The organism is Saccharospirillum alexandrii, from assembly GCF_043641555.1.
In the GTDB taxonomy this organism is placed as follows: Bacteria; Pseudomonadota; Gammaproteobacteria; order Pseudomonadales; family Natronospirillaceae; genus Saccharospirillum; species Saccharospirillum alexandrii_A.
This window is the reverse complement of the sequence record NZ_JBHZRJ010000003.1, coordinates 62,414-79,171: the sequence shown is the minus strand read 5'-3', so window position 1 is coordinate 79,171 and position 16,758 is coordinate 62,414. Positions and strand designations below refer to the sequence as shown.

Here is a 16,758-nt window from a genome sequence, read left to right as displayed (position 1 = left end):
GCAGAGCTAGGGAGCCTCTGAATAATTCCCCCTAGTGATGATGCATACGCACAGTATAGTCACAGGGCAACTGCACCGTGACCTCAAGGCCACCCTGCGGATGATCTCTCAGACTCAGTTCGCCCCCATGTCCATGCACAATGCTTTGCGCGATGCCGAGCCCAAGGCCCATACCACCGGCATTGCGCGCCTGGCCATGCGCCAAACGGGTATAGGGCTTGAACAAATTCACGGGGTCCGTGGTACCCAGGCCCGGCCCGCTGTCTCTAATGCGCACAACGGCCTGCCCTTGCTCTGTTGTCAGGCTAACGACGGCCTGGTCGCCATAAAAGACGGCATTGTCGATCAGATTGGTCAGGCAGCGCTTCAGCGCCAGGGGTTTGCCCATTACGTCAACCGGTTGTTTCTGTTGCACGATAACCCGGTGACCACCGAGCTGTTTTTCGCTGGCAATCTTGTTGATCAGAGTTCCCAGTTCTAGGGGTTTCGGGTCTTCGTGAATATCCGCATCGCGCACCGTTTGCAGGGCGCCTTTAACCATAAGATCCAGCTCTTCGAGATCTTCTTCCAGAGACAGCCGCAACGCCTCATCCTCAATCATTTCCGTCTGCAGCCGCAGCCGGGTGATGGGCGTGCGCAGGTCGTGCGAAATGGCGGCAAACAGCCGCTCACGGTCATCGAGGTAACGCTGAATGCGCAGTTCCATGGCCGAGAATGCCTCGGCGGTCGCGTCGAGCTCGCGCATGCCCGATTCAATAAGCGGTTCATGGGCTACGCCCCGGCCAAAGGAGTCGGCGGCGTCGGCCAGTCGCCGTAGTGGCCGGGTTTGCCAGCGAACAAACCAGAAGCCGAGTACGCCGACGGCCATCAACGTCACCCCCAGAGACCACCAGCGCTCGCGCGTGAGCACCCGGTTTTTATCGAGAATGTAGGGGTCGGGCAGCAGGGTGGCCAGGTACAACCAGTCGCCACCGGGCATGGGCACTTGCACCGTGAGAATGGGGGCCGGTTCCGGCTCGAGGATCAGGCTCTGGCGAATCCAGCGAATCGGGATGTCGGCAATCGGTACTTGCTGATCGTACACCCGCACTTCCTGCGGTAATGCCAGAGCCAAGTGAACACCACTCTGACCCAGGTCGGCACTGAGCTGGTCGTCAATGGCCGCCAGAAAGGCGTCTTTTAACGGCGCAGTGAAGGTGCTTTCACTGGCCAAACGGTGTTGATTGACGCTCATGAACAACCGGCTACCGCCTACTTCGCGTTGCTGGTCAATAACGATCGGACGCACGTTATCGGGCAGTGCCTGAAAGTAGCGAATGGTGGCCGCCAGGGTAATGGCCAGGTACTGGGCATTTTCCGACACCCGATTACGGCTGTCGCTGTCCAGCTGACCCGCCCAGATCAGACTGGTCATGATCTGGGCAACCCCAACGCCCGACAACATGACCAGCAACAGGCGAGCGAAAAGAGACCGGGGCAGCCAGCGCCGGGTCGGGTTCACGCTGAAACCTCCGGCTCTTGCGGTCGCTGGTTCAACCGTTCAACTTCAGCGGTGAACACGTAGCCCTGGTTGCGCACGGTTTGAATAAGCTGACCGTTGCGGCCCGCATCGCCCAGGCAGGTTCGCAACCGGCTGATCTGGACATCCAGGTAGCGATCCAGCGGGCCAAGGTCTCGCCCCCGGGTCGCTTTCATCAGAAAGCTGCGCGACAAGACATTACCGGCCTGGTCGAGAAACAGAGTCAGCATCTGATACTCCGCCGCTCCGAGCGTGATGGTGTGCCCTGTCGGGAGTTGCAAAGTGCGTTCGAGCGAGTCCAGCAGGTAGTGCCGAAACCGGTAAAAACGCCCGCCGTCACCGACTGGCTGGGCCGGCTCGTAACGCCGGTGAATCGCCTTGATTCGCGCCAGCAATTCACGCGGGCTGAAAGGTTTGGCAATGTAATCGTCCGCGCCCATTTCAAGGCCGACCACGCGGTCGGTTTCTTCCGCATTGGCCGTCAGCATGATGATCGGCACATCGGACACAGCCCGAAGCTTCTGGCACACGCTGAACCCATCCTGCCCCGGCAGCATGATATCGAGCACAACCAGGGAGACTTCCCGGCTTCGGGATTCGAACTCAGCCAGAAAGGTTTCGCCGTCGGCAGCGGCATAGACCTGATAATTGTTCTTTTCGAGATAGGTCTTCAGCAACTCACGAATCTTGTGGTCGTCATCCACCACGTAGATGTGTTTGGGTGTTTTCATTTCAATGCTCTCAGCGTCTGAGCCAGTTGAATTGCCGCCAACTCGGGCGTCATCCGCTCGTCGTTAAAGAAGCGATGCACAATCTCGAAAACGGCATCTTCCGACTCCGGAGACATCGCCATTGAATGGGCAATGCTGGGCGCCAGCATGCCGCTTTGACTGGCCTGGCCAAACACATGATGAGAAGCCCGAGAACAATCATCGACGGCGGTTACCGGCAGGTCTTTTCGGGCCGGGATGGTGCCCTTGGCCAGGCTGAAATCGCGCTGTAAATCGGGAGACAACAGTGTGTCAATAAAGGTGGGCATCGGCACGGCATTGGGTTCATCGAGAAACATCACAAAGGTGTCGATGCTGTATAGGTGTTGCTCATTGGTGCCGGGAACCGGCAGGCACAAGTAGTCCTCTCCCGGGACCAGGCCCCAGGCACTGAACTCGCCTTTAACCCAATCGCCCATAATCTGCACAGCAGCCTCCCCGTCTGCAACCAGTCGGCTGGCTTGCTGCCATTCACGCTGATTGATGTGCGGGTCCATCAACGTTTTCAGAGTGCGCAATTGCTCAAAGGCGGCAACGACCGACGGATCGGTCAGGGCAGACTCATCCCGGTCGATAAAATACTGGCGGTAAAAGCTCGCGCCCGCCTGGCTCAGCAAAACGATTTCGAACAGCGTAGCGTTCTGCCAGGGTTCGTTGCCATGTGCCAGGGGAATAATGCCCGCAGCACGCAATACCGGTGCTGACGATTCCAACTGACTCCAGGTGGTCGGTAACGGAATGTCGAGTCGTTCAAACACCGAGGGGTTCAGCCACATCCAGTTGATGCGATGAATGCTTAATGGAATGGCCACCGTCTGCCCCTGAACCCGAATCAATTCATTGACGACCGGATAAAACAGCGATGTATCGTCCAGTTGCGCATGATGCAGCGGGCTCAGAAAACCCAGCTGGGCCCAGTGCTGGATATCCGGCCCTATGATCTGGGCAGCCCCGGGTGGCGATCGGTCGATCACCCGGGCTTTCAATACCGCCATGGCCGAATCACCTCCGCCACCGCGTACCGGGTAATCCACCCAGAGCAGGTTGCGGTCTGCCAGCCGCTCTTTAAGCACCGCCGCCGATTGCTGTTCACCGCTGGATGTCCACCAATGTAGCACTTCAAGGGATTGCATCGCGTATGCGCAGGTCGGCATCGCGATCAAGGCTATCCACATCACAGCAGGCGCCAGAGTTACCCTGGGATCAGTCATCATTATTATTCTGTTCAAACCCGACTGAATCTTACCTTACTCTGCTGCCAGGTTTTCTATCAAATTCTTACCGGCGTCTTTCACACTCTGCCATTCGGGCTGCATTGCAAGCTTCGGAAAGGACAGCTGTTTGCGTACCTTTGTTAAAAACCATCTGTAAATCAATTCGTTAGTCTGAGCCTGCGAACCTTACCCGACAGTCGGAGTCCGGTTTCCGGTAAGACGCCCTTTCGTCATAAGGTCGTGAAACTGGATTCATTGCTCCAGCGAACCGCTCAATTCCAACAAGAAGAGGAAGCACCATGCTGTCGTTAAAACCCACCCTGTCGCTGACCGCGGCGCTACTGACTGCAAGCCTTGCCGTCGAAGCCCAGACGCTGACCATCGAAAGCTGGCGTGTCGACGACAAAGACCTTTGGCAAGACATACTAATACCGGCGTTCAACCAGCAACATCCGGATATCGAAATCCGATTCAACCCAACGTCGCCCACCGAGTACGACTCATCACTGAATGCTCGCATGCAAGCTGGCACCGCCGGTGATCTGGTCACCTGTCGCCCCTTTGATGTCTCTTTGAACCTGTACCGCCAGGGGCATTTGATGGCGCTCAATGATCTGCCGGGGCTGGATCATTATCAGGACTTTGCCAAACGCGCCTGGAGTACCGATGACGGTGCCACGGCCTTTTGCCTGCCCATGGCGTCTGTCATTCATGGCTTTTTCTACAACAAAGCTATTTTCAGCGAGTTGAATCTCGACCCGCCAGAAACGCTGGATGAGTTTCATGCCGTCCTGGAAACCGTCAAGTCCGAATCCCGTTACACCCCTCTCGCCCTGGGCACCAACGATCAGTGGGAAGCCAACCAGATCGTCTTTACCAACATTGGTCCCAACTTCTGGGAAGGTGAAGCGGGACGACTGGCGCTGATTAATGGCGAGGCGACGTTCACCGACGCGCCCTACGTAGCCGCCTGGGAAGAAATGGCACGCTGGAGTGACTACATGGGACGCGGCTACCCATCGCAGACCTATGGCGATTCACAGAATCTGTTTGCACTCGGGCGAGCCGCCATCTACCCCACCGGCAGTTGGGACACCTCCTATTTTAACGATCAGGCAAGCTTCGAATTCGGTGCCTTCAAACCGCCCGTGGCCGCCGCCGGCGACCAGTGCCATATTTCCGATCACACCGACATGGGCATTGGCATCAACCCGGCTTCCGCCAATCCGGAAGCGGCGAAAACCTTCCTGAACTGGGTCGCCAGTGCTGACTTTGCCGACCTGTTCACCAACGAGGTAACCGGCTTCTTCTCGCTGTCGACCCACCCGGTTGAGGTCAACGATCCGGTGGCGGCTGAAATGATCAGCTGGCGCGACGAGTGTGACTCCACCATTCGACTGAACGCCCAGGTCATGAATCGCGGCACACCCAACATGGAACAGGAACTGTGGATTGTCAGCAGCCAGGTTCTGAATGGTGACATCACGCCGGAAGAAGCAGCAGCGCGCATCCAGACTGGCTTTGCCCAATGGTATGAACCTCAGTCCGAGTAATCGGGCTGTTTTGAGGGCGCCCTGTTCATCAGGGACGCTCTCCTTTTTTAAAACCGCTGTGCCTTCTCCGGTCCGGTACCGGCATACGTTTTCGATAGGGCTCATGATACACACCGAGGTTAGCACCCATGCAACGCGCATTTCCCTGGCACCTGATTTTCTTTCTGGCACCGGCGCTCATCATCTATACCGTCTTCAGTGCCTACCCACTGTTCGACACGCTTCGATTGAGTTTCTTTACCGACAGCGAGAGCGGTGAACGCAGTTTCGCCGGTCTCAGTAACTTCGTAACGCTGCTGGGCAATTCGGTCTGGTCTGAGGCATTCTGGAATGCCATGTGGAACAACACCCAGTTCTTTCTGATTCACTTGCTGGTTCAGAACCCCATTGGCCTGGGCCTGGCTGCACTGCTGAGCCTGAAAGGTCTGCGCGGTGCCCGCACTTACCGCACGCTGATTTTTTTACCAACGCTGTTGTCCGTCGTCATTATCGGGTTTATATGGCAATTGATTCTGAGCCCCTTATGGGGTGTTTCGGAAAACTTTTTATACGCGCTCGGCCTGGGGCACTACTTCGACGCCTGGCTCGGCAGGGAAAGCTCTGCACTGATTACCCTGTCATTAATCTCGGTCTGGCAATTCATCGGCATACCCATGATGCTGATTTACGCCAGCTTGCTGTCGATTCCGGAGGAATTGCTGGAAGCCGCCAAGGTCGACGGGGCGTCACCCTTTCGAATTTTCTGGCGCATCAAAGTGCCGCTTATTCTGCCCACCCTGGGCCTGGTCACCATTCTAACCTTTGTCGGGAACTTCAATACCTTCGAGCTGGTCTATGCCGTTAAAGGCGCGCTGGCAGGGCCGGATTATTCCACTGACATCATGGGTACCTTTTTCTATCGAACCTTTTTCGGCTACCAGTCGCAACTGGGCAGCGCCACCATGGGCGCGACCGTGGCCACCATGATGTTCCTGGTTATTCTGACCGGGGTGATGGCGTATTTTTACCTCGTGCAGCGCCGCCTGACACGCTACCAGTTATAAGGAACCGCGTATGACACCCTCATTTCAGTATCAGCAAAAGGCCCGGATGGGCCTGGTTCATCTGGCTCTGTTGGGCTACACGCTGATCGCGCTGTTTCCCATTGTGCTGGTCATCATCAATTCCTTTAAATCAAGGTCGGCGATTTTCAACGACCCGCTCTCACTGCCAGACACCGGCAGCTTTACCCTCGTTGGCTATGCCAAGGTTTTGCAGGAGTCCGACATCCTGCTGTACTTTGCCAACAGCTTGCTGGTGACGGTGATTCCATTATTTCTAGTACTGCTGTTCGGTGCCATGGCCGCCTGGGCCCTGAGTGAATACCGATTTCGGGGCAACCGGCTGCTGGCCCTGTTTCTGGCTATGGGCATCATGGTGCCGATCCGGCTCGGGACGGTCAGCATTCTGGAGACCATGGTGAGCCTTAACCTGGTGAACACGCACCTGGCGCTGATACTGGTCTACACCGCCATGGGCTTACCCCTGGCCATTTTTATCCTGACCGAATTTATCGGCCAGGTGCCCAACGAATTGAAAGAGGCCGCGCGCTGCGACGGCATTACCGAGATTCGCCTGTTTTTTCAGATCATTCTTCCGCTGGTACGACCCGCCGTGGCCACGGTGGCGGTTTTCACCATGGTACCGATGTGGAATGACCTCTGGTTCCCGCTGATTCTGGCACCGGGTGATGCGACCAAAACGATTCAACTGGGCGTTCAACAATTCATTGGCCAATATGCAACCGACTGGAATTCAGTGCTCGCGGCGCTGTCGCTGGCGGTGCTGCCGATATTGTTGCTCTATGTCTTCTTCTCGCAGCAATTGATCAGCGGGCTGACATCGGGGGCCGTCAAGTAGATTCCCGCACGGTGACCGATGACCGGCCCGGTCACCCCTGTTATTATCAGCGGCCTCTGTTGTAAGGCCGCTTCGCTATGAAACCCTTTGATATCGCAATCGTCGGTGGTGGCCTGGTCGGCCTGACCCTGGTGCGTGCGTTGCAACCGGCTCTCGATGCCGGTGCCCGCCTGGTGGTGATCGACCCGGCCCCTACCCCGACCCACCAGGCGCCGCAATCCCCCAGCTTCGACGACCGCGCCACCGCACTGGCCGCATACTCCTGCCTGGCCTTGCGTCGACTGGGCCTGAGTGAGTCACTTGACCGTTACGCCAGCGCCATTCGCTGGATTGAAGTCAGCGACAAAGGCCATGCCGGGTATCAGGTGATGGACGCTGCCGATCACCCCGAAGGCGCGTTCGGCCAGGTAATTGGCAACGCCGCCCTCGGGCAAATACTGTGGCAAGGAGTGCAGTCAATACCCGGTGTCGACTGGCGTTTTGGCACCCGGGTGCAGAACCTGGTACCGGGGCAGTCCGACAGCAGCCTGCATCTCGACAACGGAGACAGCCTGACAGCCCGGCTGGTTATCCTCTGCGATGGTGGGCGCTCACCGCTGACCGGGCAACTGGGCATTGGCCACGAGGTGCGCGACTATCAGGCGCGCGCCGTGATTGCTACCGCCCGCACCGAGCAGCCTCACGCGGGTCGGGCCTATGAGCGCTTCACCGATACCGGTCCGATTGCGATGCTGCCTTTCGGCGATTACTCGGCCCTGGTCTGGACCGTACCGTCACGGCTGGAAAAACGCTTTCAGGCACTGGATGAGCGTGATCGACTGGCACTGCTCAACCAGCGTTTCGGGCAACGACTCGGGCGCATCACCGAACTCGGCCCGCTGACCGGTTACCCGCTGCAACGACGCACCGCCACCGAGCTGGTTCGACACCGGTTACTGGTACTGGGCAATGCCGCCGCGACGCTGCATCCGGTTGCCGGGCAAGGCTTCAACCTCGCCTTGCGCAGCGTCATGCGCACAGCCACGTTACTCAACCAGCAACTGTTACAGGGCGAAGACGCCGGGGCCATCGCTCCGCTGCGCACCCTGGCAGCGTCGATTCAGGCCGATCAGGCCATCACCGCCGGTTTTTCCGATACTCTGGTCCGCAGCTTCGGGTCAGAGCGACCCTGGTTGCAGCTCGGTCGCGCACTCGGCCTGAATACGCTGGACCGTCACCCACAACTTGGGCGCGGCTTCGCACTCGCCAGCATGGGTTTGTTGCAAGGCGCCCCCCTGCCCCGCTCTGACTTGAACCTGTCCACAGAAGGACTGACCTGATGATTACCCAAATTTCGCACGACCTGTTGATTGTCGGTGGCGGCATGGTCGGCCTGGCACTGGCCATCGACAGCGCTCGCAGGGGTCTGAGCGTTATCGTGGTAGAGCAGGACTTACCAGAACCCGAAACGGCGGTCGCGGGGGTTTATTCGCCCCGGGTCAGCGCCATCAGCCGGCAAAGTCAGGACTGGCTGACCAGCCTGGGTGTCTGGCAGCACCTTCCGGCTGGCCGCGCCTGCGCTTACCAGGAAATGAAGGTCTGGGATGGTCAGGGGCAGGGTCGCATTGGCTTCCATGCCGATGAAGTTCAGGCCGACGACCTGGGTCACATCGTTGAAAACCGGTGGCTGGTCAGTGCCCTGTGGCACCAGGCAGAGAACACCCCGGGCCTGACTCTGGTCGCGGGTCGGACAGTGCAACACTGGGATCAACAGACGCACCAGGTGCAGGCCACACTGAGCGACAACAGCACCGTCACCGCCTCGGTGCTTGCCGCCTGTGACGGTCGCTTTTCGAAGATCCGGCGCGACGCCGGCATGGCGACCCGGGAATGGGACTACCAGCAACAGGCCATCGTCACCACAGTGCGCCACCAGCAGCCGCATCGCGGCGTGGCCCACCAGGTGTTTCTGGACACCGGGCCGCTGGCGTTTTTACCGTTGCGGGATGAAACCGGCGACGAGCAGGCCAGTTCGATTGTCTGGTCGGTCGACAACGATGCTGTTCAGGCGCTGCTCGACCTGCCCAAGGCCAACTTTCTAACGGCCCTGAACCGGGCCTTCGAACATACCCTGGGCGAACTGACCGACTGCGATTCGCGTTTCAGTTTTCCGCTGCAACAGATGCACAGCAAAGCGTATATTGCCCCGCGGCTGGTCCTGGTTGGCGATGCGGCTCACGCGCTGCATCCGCTGGCGGGCCAGGGCGTCAACCTGGGTTTTCAGGATGCCGCGACACTGGCCGCCGAATGGCAGCGGTCGCATCGGCGTGGCGAAGATCCGGGCAGTGAGCGCACACTGCGTCGCTATCAGCGCCAGCGCCAGGGTCACAACCTGGCCGCTATGGCGGCAATGGAAGGGTTTAAGCGACTGTTCGGCAGTGACCATCCGCTGGCCGTCTTGAGCCGTAACTGGGGCATGAGCCAGTTAGATCGGCTCCCGCTGGCAAAACGCCCGCTGATCAGTACCGCCCTGGGGCGTTCCAGAGCCAACTAGCTGGCTGTTGAAATTCGTAGAATTTCGGCTGCCTGCTACCGGAACACGGATGTTCCGGCAAAATCGATGACTGTTAAGTCATTGATTTTGGGAGAGAAGCGGAAATCGCAATTTTCGCTTCTCGTGTTTTGAAACAAGGTAGGATGCCTTTTGCAACAACCTGCTAAGGGCGTGAGTTCTGCCCTCAAACCATCAGACCAAACAGGATGCGCCGTGTTTCACATTGCCTTGCACGAACCCCAGATCGCCCCCAACACCGGCAACATCATGCGCCTGGTCGCCAACAACGGCTGCCAGTTGCATGTCATTGAACCCCTGGGGTTTGATTTCGAGGAAAAGAAGCTGCGCCGGGCCGGGCTCGATTATCAGGATCTGGCCCGCATGTCCCGTTACCCCGATTACGCCACATTTAGTGAAGCCATGGGTGAACGGCGCGTCTTCGCCTTTACCACCAAGGGCCATCGTAACTACGCCGATGTCCGCTTTGAGCCGGGCGACGTATTGCTGTTTGGTTCCGAGACTGCCGGACTGCCCGCCAGTCTTCGCGAGGCGCTGCCTGCCGAACACTGCCTGCGCATTCCCATGCTGCCCAACAACCGGAGCATGAACCTGTCCAACGCCGTGGCGCTGGTCAGTTATGAAGCCTGGCGTCAGCAGGGGTTTGCGGGAGGCCGCTGACCCGCTGCTCGCCGCAGCGACCTGCGCAGCAAATAATTGACACTTTACGTCACCTACCGAACTTTCACCCGTCGCGAAATTGACGACAGCCCCCATTCATTCAACGGACTGTCGTTACATTTGACTTCTGTTCCCCTAGAATGTGACGCAATTATCAAATTCATACCATGACCCGCAAACAACAGCCTGTATCATCTTGCCAGGCAGCCACGGTGATGGTTAGCGATCTCAGAGGCCAGAGTGCTCTGTTCAGAGACACAGACCTCAGCAAACGACGCTGAATACCAACAACAACATGCTCAATATGACAGAACAATGCGCACGGTTATTGCTAGACTCAAACAGCGAACGAGCGGAGAGGCCAACTTTTGGGTGACATAAAACGGCGACAACGGCCTGCGCGCCAGCAAACCTGGGTTTACCTTACCGAGACAGGCATCGGCTTGCTGGTCCTTGAGCGCTCCCGCCAGGGGATTCCTCAGGTGAAGACCAGCCTGTGGCGTTCGGAAGACACACCCTTGTTGCAAGCCGAACAGCTGGCGGACTGGGTGGCGAAACACAGCCGCGGCCAGCTTAACCTTCTGCTCAGCGACCCGGCCTACCAGATGTTGCTGGTCGATGTGCCGGACGTGCCCGCCGCCGAGATGGACGCTGCATTGCGTTTCAAAACCGCTGAACTGATCAGTTACGATCTCGACGACGCCAGTATCGACGTTATTCTGCTGCCCACCGAAGCCTATCGTGGCCGCCTGCGCATGGCGTTTGTCATCGCTGCTGAAAAGAAACCTCTGGCCGACTGGGCCATGGCCATGGCCCGGCGTGGCCTGCGCATTGAATGCATCGACATCGATCAGCTCGCCTTGCGCAATACCGCGATTCGAACGCTGGAACGAAACCAGAGCGGCCTGTTGTTTATGGAAGCTGACCGCTGCCGTCTCATTTTGCTGTTCAACCAGGAAATTGTGCTCAGTCGCCAGTTCGAAATCGGCTATTCCGATCTGGGCCTGGCCGCCGACGGCGAACAAGGGCTGGAACTGGAAGGCAACAGCGACATTCAACTCGACTCCTTGTCGCTCGAAATCCGCCGCTCCTTTGATTACTACGAGGCGCAACTGGGCCTGGGAGCCATCAGTGATGTGGCCTTGCTGGGCTGGCCTGGCGACCCGGCCATTGGCGAGACGCTGGGCACCAAACTCGATACCCGATTCAGCTTATTGCATCCGGAAGATTTCATCATGACACCCACCGACAGCGACTGGCCGGTTGAGTTGACACCGGCGCTGGGTGCCGCCTTTCGGGAGACCGCCGCATGACCCGCCATATCAACCTGATGCAGGCAGGCATGCTGCCTGGCCACGGCCGCCTGCAATTGCCCACCTTTGCGGCCGTTCTATTGCTGGCGCTGATGGGGTCAGCCGGCTGGATAGCACTCAGCTGGCAGCAGCAAAACAGCTTGCAGTCAGAACTGGCCGACTGGCAGCAACGAGCCGCTCGCAGTGAGCAGGCGTTGCAACAGGCGCGATCGGTAAACCCGCAACTGGACACCGAAGCGGCCCTGATTCAGGAGAACGCCGAACTCACCCGGGAGAAAAACGCACGCGAAACCGCCTACAGCGGCCTGGCGACTCAGTTGGGCGCATCAGCACGCGGCTTTTCGACCCCGCTGACGCAGCTGTCGGCTATCGATTTCGACGGCCTCTGGCTCAGCCGCATCGAACTGCGCAACAGCCAGCAAAGCCTCGGATTGGCCGGCTATGCCCGTCAGCCGGGCCTGGTGCCCCGCTATCTGAGCCAGCTTGAAGGCTCGGTGTTTCGCGGCATCAGTATTCAGAACCTGAACATCGAACAAACTCCGGATGACGACACCCTGTGGCGCTTTTCGCTGGCTGATACAGCCAGTGTTGACGCCGCCTTGAACAATGGGGAGCCAGGCCGATGAACGCCACCCTGTTTCAATTGCGGCTGCTCATCGACCGGCTGTCGATCCGGGAGCGGGCCATTCTGCTGGTGAGCATGGTGATGCTGCTGGCTGGCATCAGCTACGGCGTACTGTGGTACCTGGGCTGGACAGACCAGAGCGCCGTGCGCGACCAGATCACCCGGCTGCAGGTACAGAGCACCGACAACCAGAACGCCCTGCTGGCGCTGGAACAGGCCCGCAACAACCCGCAACTGCAGACCCTGAGCAACCAGAATGAACGGCTGCGCCGGGACGTTCAGCAACTCAACGATCGCATCAGTGGCATCACCGAGGTGTTGATTCCACCCAACACCATGGCCACCCTGTTGCGCGAACTGCTGGGCAGCAGCGATCTGACCCTGGTTCGGTTTGGCGCCCTGCCCGCCCAGCCTCTGGCCGAGGACGACAGCGGCGAAGCCCAGTTGTTCAGGCACCAGCTCGACATTGAGCTGACCGGCGATTTTGACGCCCTGACCAGCTATCTGACCACCATCGAAGCATTACCCTGGCGTCTGTTCTGGGACGAACTCAGTGTCGAAACCGAACAGTACCCGCAACTGCGAATTCGGCTGAAAGTTCATACGCTGAGTGATCAGGAGGCCTGGTTGAATGTCTAGAGTAACCTGGGGTTTCATAACGTTCTGTCTGACCGTGATGCTCACCGCCACCAGCGCCCAGGCCGACCCGATGCGCCCGGACACCGCCCGGCCCGAGCCACAGTCAGCACCGGCACCCCGGCCCGAGCCCGAGCCGACTTTCAGACTGAGCTCAATCTACCGGCTGGATCAGCAAGCCTACGCCGTCATCAATGGCCAGTGGCTAACGGTCAACGACACGCTTAACCAATACCAACTGATGGCCATCAGCAGCGATCGGGTCCTGCTGCAACGCGGCAACCGCACCCGAACCCTGACTTTACCGCAGGCCGGCACCCTGGCCATCACCCCGACCGATGAGGAATAACCCAGTGCCCTACCCGCTTCCTAACTGGATTGCCAAACACCCGGTAAGCGCCGCTACCTACAGCGCACGCGTCACTGCGCTGATCGTCGCTCTGGGGCTGGTCGGCTGTGCTTCAATGTCAGAGCCCCGGGAACCGACCAGGGCACCGGAACTCGACAACCGGTCTGTACTGGAACAGGAGCTCAGTGAGGCTTCTGAGCCCGCGCCGGAGCGCAGCCCGGTAACGGCACCGCCGGAACTGAGCAGCGACCTGCTCGACTTCAGCCAGGCACCCCGTACCCGTCCACGTTTTGATGTTCAGGCAACCGATGTACCGCTGACCCGCTTCTTTTCCGATCTGGGTACCACCCAGGGCGTGAACATACTGGTCGACCCGGACATTACCGGCACGCTGACGCTGAACATGACCTCCGTTACCCTCGATCAGGTGATGTCAGCCGTGCGGGACATCTACGGATACGACTATCAGCGCACCGACTACGGCTTTCGGGTGCTGCCCAACCAGATTGCCACTCGCATTTACCGTCTCAACTACCTGAACGTCGCCCGGTCGGGCCGTTCCGACACCACGGTCAGCGGTGGGCAAATCAGCCAGCAGGACAGCACCAACAACCAAAGCAGCAGTGTCGCAACTGAAACCAGTGCGGATTTCTGGCAGGGCATGGAAATGACCATCATGGGGTTGCTGGACCAGACGGAAGATCGTCAGGTTGTGGTCAATGCCCAGTCCGGACTGCTGGTGGTTCGCGCCACACCGCGTGAGCACGAGGTCGTGGCCGGGTTTCTGGATGATGCGCAACTGAGCCTGCAACGTCAGGTGGTCATTGAAGCCAAGGTCGTAGAAGTAACGCTTAACAACGAATTTCGCTCCGGCATTAACTGGAACACCTTTGCCAACGATCTGATCGCCGTGGGTACCGATTCGACCGCCGGGCTCAGTGCCAACCCGCTCAGTGGTATCGGAGACATCGGCGGTGTGTTCAGTTTGAGCGTGGGTGACGGCAACTTTAATTCCATGCTGCAGCTGCTGCAAAACCAGGGCGACGTACAGGTGCTGTCCAGCCCCCGGGTTTCAACCGTGAACAACCAGAAGGCGGTCATCAAGGTCGGCACCGACGAGTACTTTGTTACCGAGGTCAGCTCACGCGACAATAACGACGACGATACCAGCGCCAGTTCACCTGAATTCACCCTGTCGCCGTTCTTCTCCGGCATCGCGCTGGATGTCACCCCGCAGATCAGTGCTGAGAACAACGTCATTCTGCACGTGCGGCCCTCGGTGACCGAGGTGGTTGAACGCACCAAGGTCATTACCGTAGGCGGCACCGAGTTCGATTTGCCACTGGCGTTTTCCAGCATTCGCGAAACCGACAGCATCATCCGCGCCTCCAGCGGCCAGATTGTCGTCATCGGTGGTCTGCTGTCCCAGCGACAGGGGGCGTCGGCTACCGGATTGCCAGGCCTGTCGCAACTGCCCGGCCTGCGTTTTCTGTTCGGTCAGAACCGCGAATCCCAGGAAAAGAGCGAACTGGTTATCCTGCTGAAACCGGTGGTGTACGATGAAGAAACCACCAGTAACGATCTCGACCGCGTCCTGAACCGGATGTAAAGGCAGCCAACGGCCATGTACGAAGCCCACTTTGGACTCAAGCAGCCGCCGTTCAGCCTGTCTCCCGATACGGCTCTGTTCGTGCGCCTGGACGATCATGAGTCGTGCTACCAACTGCTGACACACGTGCTCGACACCGGCGAAGGCTTTCTGAAAGTCATCGGCGATGTGGGCACCGGCAAAACCATTCTGTGCCGGCGGCTGTTGCGTTTTCTCAGTGACGACCAAGCAGCGCGGGAGCGCTTTCACAGCGTCTACATCCCCAACCCGATGCTCTCACCCGTGGGGCTGTACCGGGCCGTTGGCCAGGAACTGGGGCTAGAGACGCCGCTGCAAGCCGACAACGCCGCCCTGCTGGAACACATCAACCAGCAAATCCTGAACCTGGCGCAACAGCAACGCGGTGTGGTGATTGTGGTGGACGAAGCTCAGTCGCTGCCACCGGCCACACTCGAAGCTTTGCGTCTGATCACCAACCTCGAAACCGAGCGGCAGAAACTGGTGCAGGTGATCCTGTTCGGCCAGCCCGAACTCGATGAATTGCTCGATCAGAACCGGTTCCGGCAATTGCGTCAGCGCATTACCTTCGCCCACTATCTGAAACCCCTGTCGCGCACCGCCATTCGCCAGTACCTCGACTTCCGCCTGACCCAGAGTGGCTACAACGGGCCGTCGCTGGTCACCGACCGGGCCATCAAACGCCTGCACCAGCTCTCCGGCGGTATTCCACGCATGATCAATGTGCTGACGCACAAGGCCTTATTATCGGCCTATGCCGATCAGCGACGTCAGCTTAACCCAGCCGACTTTGACCGGGCCTGGCGCGATAGCAAGCCGGAAACACCCCGGCTGACAGCCCGGGTAGCACCGCTGGCCGCCATGACCGCCGTGCTGCTGCTCGTCGTAGTCTCGGTCTGGAGCCTGCTATGAGCCTGATGCACCAGGCGCTCGACCAATCGGCTGCACCAGGCCAGAGCCGACGCAGCGGTTACAACCCGTTGCAGCGGAGCACGGAACGCACCGGTGTTTTCTGGTGGGTCATCGCACTCGTTGCGTTGCTGTTGGCACTGGCCGTGCTTGCCTGGCCACACTGGCGTTCGACACACGCGTTATTGCCACCGATTCAGGCCCAGGCAGCCCCCGTCGAGGAGAGCCTTGCAGCGCCAGCCAATACACCCATGCTGGCTGCGGCTGAGCCGGTGCAACTCACAACAACGGCCTCGCCAGCAGCGACCAACCAACAACCGGCTAACCAGGTGCCAGAGCCCCAGCCAGCACCTGAACCTGAACCTGAACCTGAACCTAAACCTGCTGAAGCTGACAGTGCGCCCGCCCTAGCCACAACAAACGCCGATAGCCCGCAGGTCACCCCTGCGGTGCCTGCCACCGCGGCTGAACCCGAAGCAACGGTCAGCCAGTCAACGCCCGAGCCGATGGCCGTCGACCCGCCGGCTGCGCGTCCCCCGGCACCCGCTCCAACACCGGCCAAGATTGAAGCTTTACCGGAATCTGCCGATACCCCGACTGACCCTGCCGCTACTGCCCAGGCAAGGCCGGAAGCGACGGCCGCGCAGTCGAGCAGCAGCGTGGCCACAGCGGTTCCGCAACACGCGAGCACACGCCAGGCCGTAAAAACGGCCATTGGCCAGGGAGATCTGGAACAAGCGCAACAGCGGCTGCGCGCCTGGATCAACCGCGAGCCGCAATTGGAAGAACCACGCATCTGGCTGGCCAAACTGTATTTGAACCAGGGGGATGCTGACCAGGCCGAAGCCTTGCTGATCGGCTTGCAGAGCAACGAAGCCCTGGGTCTGCGTGGTCTCATTCTGGAACAAAGCGGGCGCTATGCTGACGCTGCCCGCGTATTTGAAGCCCTGACACGGGAAGAAGCCAGCAACCCACAATGGTGGCTGCACTGGGCCATCAACCTGGAAAACGGCGGCAGGCTGGCGGAAGCCCGGCTTCTGTACCAGACTTATCTGGAGCAGTTTTCCGCACATAACGCACGGCTCACGGCCTTTGCGACAGAGCGTTATCGGGCGCTGGCGGGGTAACACAGC

Annotated in this window: 16 protein-coding genes; 13 read left to right on the top strand and 3 right to left on the bottom strand. The window is 59.2% G+C overall.

What is annotated here, in order from left to right; all coding sequences use genetic code 11:
• Window positions 1-31: 31 nt before the first annotated feature.
• The 3 genes from ACHUE7_RS10725 to ACHUE7_RS10715 are packed head-to-tail and all read right to left on the bottom strand — an operon-like array spanning window position 32 to window position 3,503.
• Window positions 32-1,501, bottom strand: coding sequence for an ATP-binding protein (locus tag ACHUE7_RS10725; protein ID WP_394169952.1), 1,470 nt, complete (start codon window positions 1,499-1,501; stop codon window positions 32-34).
• The gene (locus ACHUE7_RS10720; RefSeq protein WP_394169951.1) at window positions 1,498-2,250 is read right to left on the bottom strand and encodes a response regulator; all 753 of its coding nucleotides are present in this window, start codon (window positions 2,248-2,250) and stop codon (window positions 1,498-1,500) included. Before ACHUE7_RS10720 ends, ACHUE7_RS10725 begins: the two co-directional genes overlap by 4 nt.
• On the bottom strand, window positions 2,247-3,503 hold the full coding sequence (locus ACHUE7_RS10715) for an ABC transporter substrate-binding protein (protein WP_394169950.1): 1,257 nt from the start codon (window positions 3,501-3,503) through the stop codon (window positions 2,247-2,249). The genes ACHUE7_RS10720 and ACHUE7_RS10715 overlap by 4 nt, the downstream gene beginning before the upstream one ends.
• Before the next feature lie 299 nt (window positions 3,504-3,802).
• Here ACHUE7_RS10715 and ACHUE7_RS10710 point away from each other — a divergent pair, with 299 nt between their 5' ends.
• The 13 genes from ACHUE7_RS10710 (at window position 3,803) to ACHUE7_RS10650 (ending at window position 16,752) form a co-directional block, all read left to right on the top strand.
• Window positions 3,803-5,056: an ABC transporter substrate-binding protein gene (locus tag ACHUE7_RS10710; RefSeq protein ID WP_394169949.1), complete on the top strand. Its 1,254-nt coding sequence runs from the start codon at window positions 3,803-3,805 to the stop codon at window positions 5,054-5,056.
• Between the two features lie 128 nt (window positions 5,057-5,184).
• On the top strand, window positions 5,185-6,099 hold the full coding sequence (locus tag ACHUE7_RS10705) for a carbohydrate ABC transporter permease (protein WP_394169948.1): 915 nt from the start codon (window positions 5,185-5,187) through the stop codon (window positions 6,097-6,099).
• A 10-nt stretch (window positions 6,100-6,109) separates the two neighbouring features.
• A complete protein-coding gene (locus ACHUE7_RS10700) occupies window positions 6,110-6,955 on the top strand; it encodes a carbohydrate ABC transporter permease (protein ID WP_394169947.1) in 846 nt (281 codons plus the stop codon).
• 77 nt (window positions 6,956-7,032) lie between these two features.
• Window positions 7,033-8,274, top strand: coding sequence for an FAD-dependent monooxygenase (locus ACHUE7_RS10695; RefSeq protein ID WP_394169946.1), 1,242 nt, complete (start codon window positions 7,033-7,035; stop codon window positions 8,272-8,274).
• On the top strand, window positions 8,274-9,488 hold the full coding sequence (locus ACHUE7_RS10690) for a UbiH/UbiF/VisC/COQ6 family ubiquinone biosynthesis hydroxylase (protein ID WP_394169945.1): 1,215 nt from the start codon (window positions 8,274-8,276) through the stop codon (window positions 9,486-9,488). The genes ACHUE7_RS10695 and ACHUE7_RS10690 overlap by 1 nt, the downstream gene beginning before the upstream one ends.
• Window positions 9,489-9,701: 213 nt before the next feature.
• Window positions 9,702-10,166: a tRNA (cytidine(34)-2'-O)-methyltransferase gene (locus tag ACHUE7_RS10685; RefSeq protein WP_394169944.1), complete on the top strand. Its 465-nt coding sequence runs from the start codon at window positions 9,702-9,704 to the stop codon at window positions 10,164-10,166.
• A 368-nt stretch (window positions 10,167-10,534) separates the two neighbouring features.
• The gene (locus ACHUE7_RS10680; protein WP_394169943.1) at window positions 10,535-11,479 is read left to right on the top strand and encodes a hypothetical protein; all 945 of its coding nucleotides are present in this window, start codon (window positions 10,535-10,537) and stop codon (window positions 11,477-11,479) included.
• The gene (locus ACHUE7_RS10675) at window positions 11,476-12,105 is read left to right on the top strand and encodes a hypothetical protein (protein WP_394169942.1); all 630 of its coding nucleotides are present in this window, start codon (window positions 11,476-11,478) and stop codon (window positions 12,103-12,105) included. The genes ACHUE7_RS10680 and ACHUE7_RS10675 overlap by 4 nt, the downstream gene beginning before the upstream one ends.
• Complete coding sequence (locus ACHUE7_RS10670) at window positions 12,102-12,743, top strand: hypothetical protein (protein WP_394169941.1); 642 nt, start codon at window positions 12,102-12,104, stop codon at window positions 12,741-12,743. Before ACHUE7_RS10675 ends, ACHUE7_RS10670 begins: the two co-directional genes overlap by 4 nt.
• Complete coding sequence (locus ACHUE7_RS10665; protein ID WP_394169940.1) at window positions 12,736-13,089, top strand: hypothetical protein; 354 nt, start codon at window positions 12,736-12,738, stop codon at window positions 13,087-13,089. Before ACHUE7_RS10670 ends, ACHUE7_RS10665 begins: the two co-directional genes overlap by 8 nt.
• 4 nt (window positions 13,090-13,093) lie before the next feature.
• Window positions 13,094-14,698: a pilus (MSHA type) biogenesis protein MshL gene (gene mshL / locus ACHUE7_RS10660; RefSeq protein WP_394169939.1), complete on the top strand. Its 1,605-nt coding sequence runs from the start codon at window positions 13,094-13,096 to the stop codon at window positions 14,696-14,698.
• Between the two features lie 15 nt (window positions 14,699-14,713).
• On the top strand, window positions 14,714-15,628 hold the full coding sequence (locus ACHUE7_RS10655) for an ExeA family protein (protein WP_394169938.1): 915 nt from the start codon (window positions 14,714-14,716) through the stop codon (window positions 15,626-15,628).
• Window positions 15,625-16,752, top strand: a complete 1,128-nt coding sequence (locus ACHUE7_RS10650; protein WP_394169937.1) for a tetratricopeptide repeat protein — start codon at window positions 15,625-15,627, stop codon at window positions 16,750-16,752. Before ACHUE7_RS10655 ends, ACHUE7_RS10650 begins: the two co-directional genes overlap by 4 nt.
• Window positions 16,753-16,758 lie beyond the last annotated feature (6 nt).

Excerpts from the sequence above, each read along its gene's own strand:
- ACHUE7_RS10720 (WP_394169951.1), bottom strand. The coding sequence starts at position 2,250 with ATGAAAACACCCAAACACATCTACGTGGTGGATGACGACCACAAGATT.
- ACHUE7_RS10715 (WP_394169950.1), bottom strand. The coding sequence starts at position 3,503 with ATGATGACTGATCCCAGGGTAACTCTGGCGCCTGCTGTGATGTGGATA.
- ACHUE7_RS10710 (WP_394169949.1), top strand. The coding sequence starts at position 3,803 with ATGCTGTCGTTAAAACCCACCCTGTCGCTGACCGCGGCGCTACTGACT.
- ACHUE7_RS10705 (WP_394169948.1), top strand. The coding sequence starts at position 5,185 with ATGCAACGCGCATTTCCCTGGCACCTGATTTTCTTTCTGGCACCGGCG.
- ACHUE7_RS10700 (WP_394169947.1), top strand. The coding sequence starts at position 6,110 with ATGACACCCTCATTTCAGTATCAGCAAAAGGCCCGGATGGGCCTGGTT.
- ACHUE7_RS10695 (WP_394169946.1), top strand. The coding sequence starts at position 7,033 with ATGAAACCCTTTGATATCGCAATCGTCGGTGGTGGCCTGGTCGGCCTG.
- ACHUE7_RS10690 (WP_394169945.1), top strand. The coding sequence starts at position 8,274 with ATGATTACCCAAATTTCGCACGACCTGTTGATTGTCGGTGGCGGCATG.
- ACHUE7_RS10675 (WP_394169942.1), top strand. The coding sequence starts at position 11,476 with ATGACCCGCCATATCAACCTGATGCAGGCAGGCATGCTGCCTGGCCAC.
- ACHUE7_RS10670 (WP_394169941.1), top strand. The coding sequence starts at position 12,102 with ATGAACGCCACCCTGTTTCAATTGCGGCTGCTCATCGACCGGCTGTCG.
- ACHUE7_RS10665 (WP_394169940.1), top strand. The coding sequence starts at position 12,736 with ATGTCTAGAGTAACCTGGGGTTTCATAACGTTCTGTCTGACCGTGATG.
- ACHUE7_RS10655 (WP_394169938.1), top strand. The coding sequence starts at position 14,714 with ATGTACGAAGCCCACTTTGGACTCAAGCAGCCGCCGTTCAGCCTGTCT.
- ACHUE7_RS10650 (WP_394169937.1), top strand. The coding sequence starts at position 15,625 with ATGAGCCTGATGCACCAGGCGCTCGACCAATCGGCTGCACCAGGCCAG.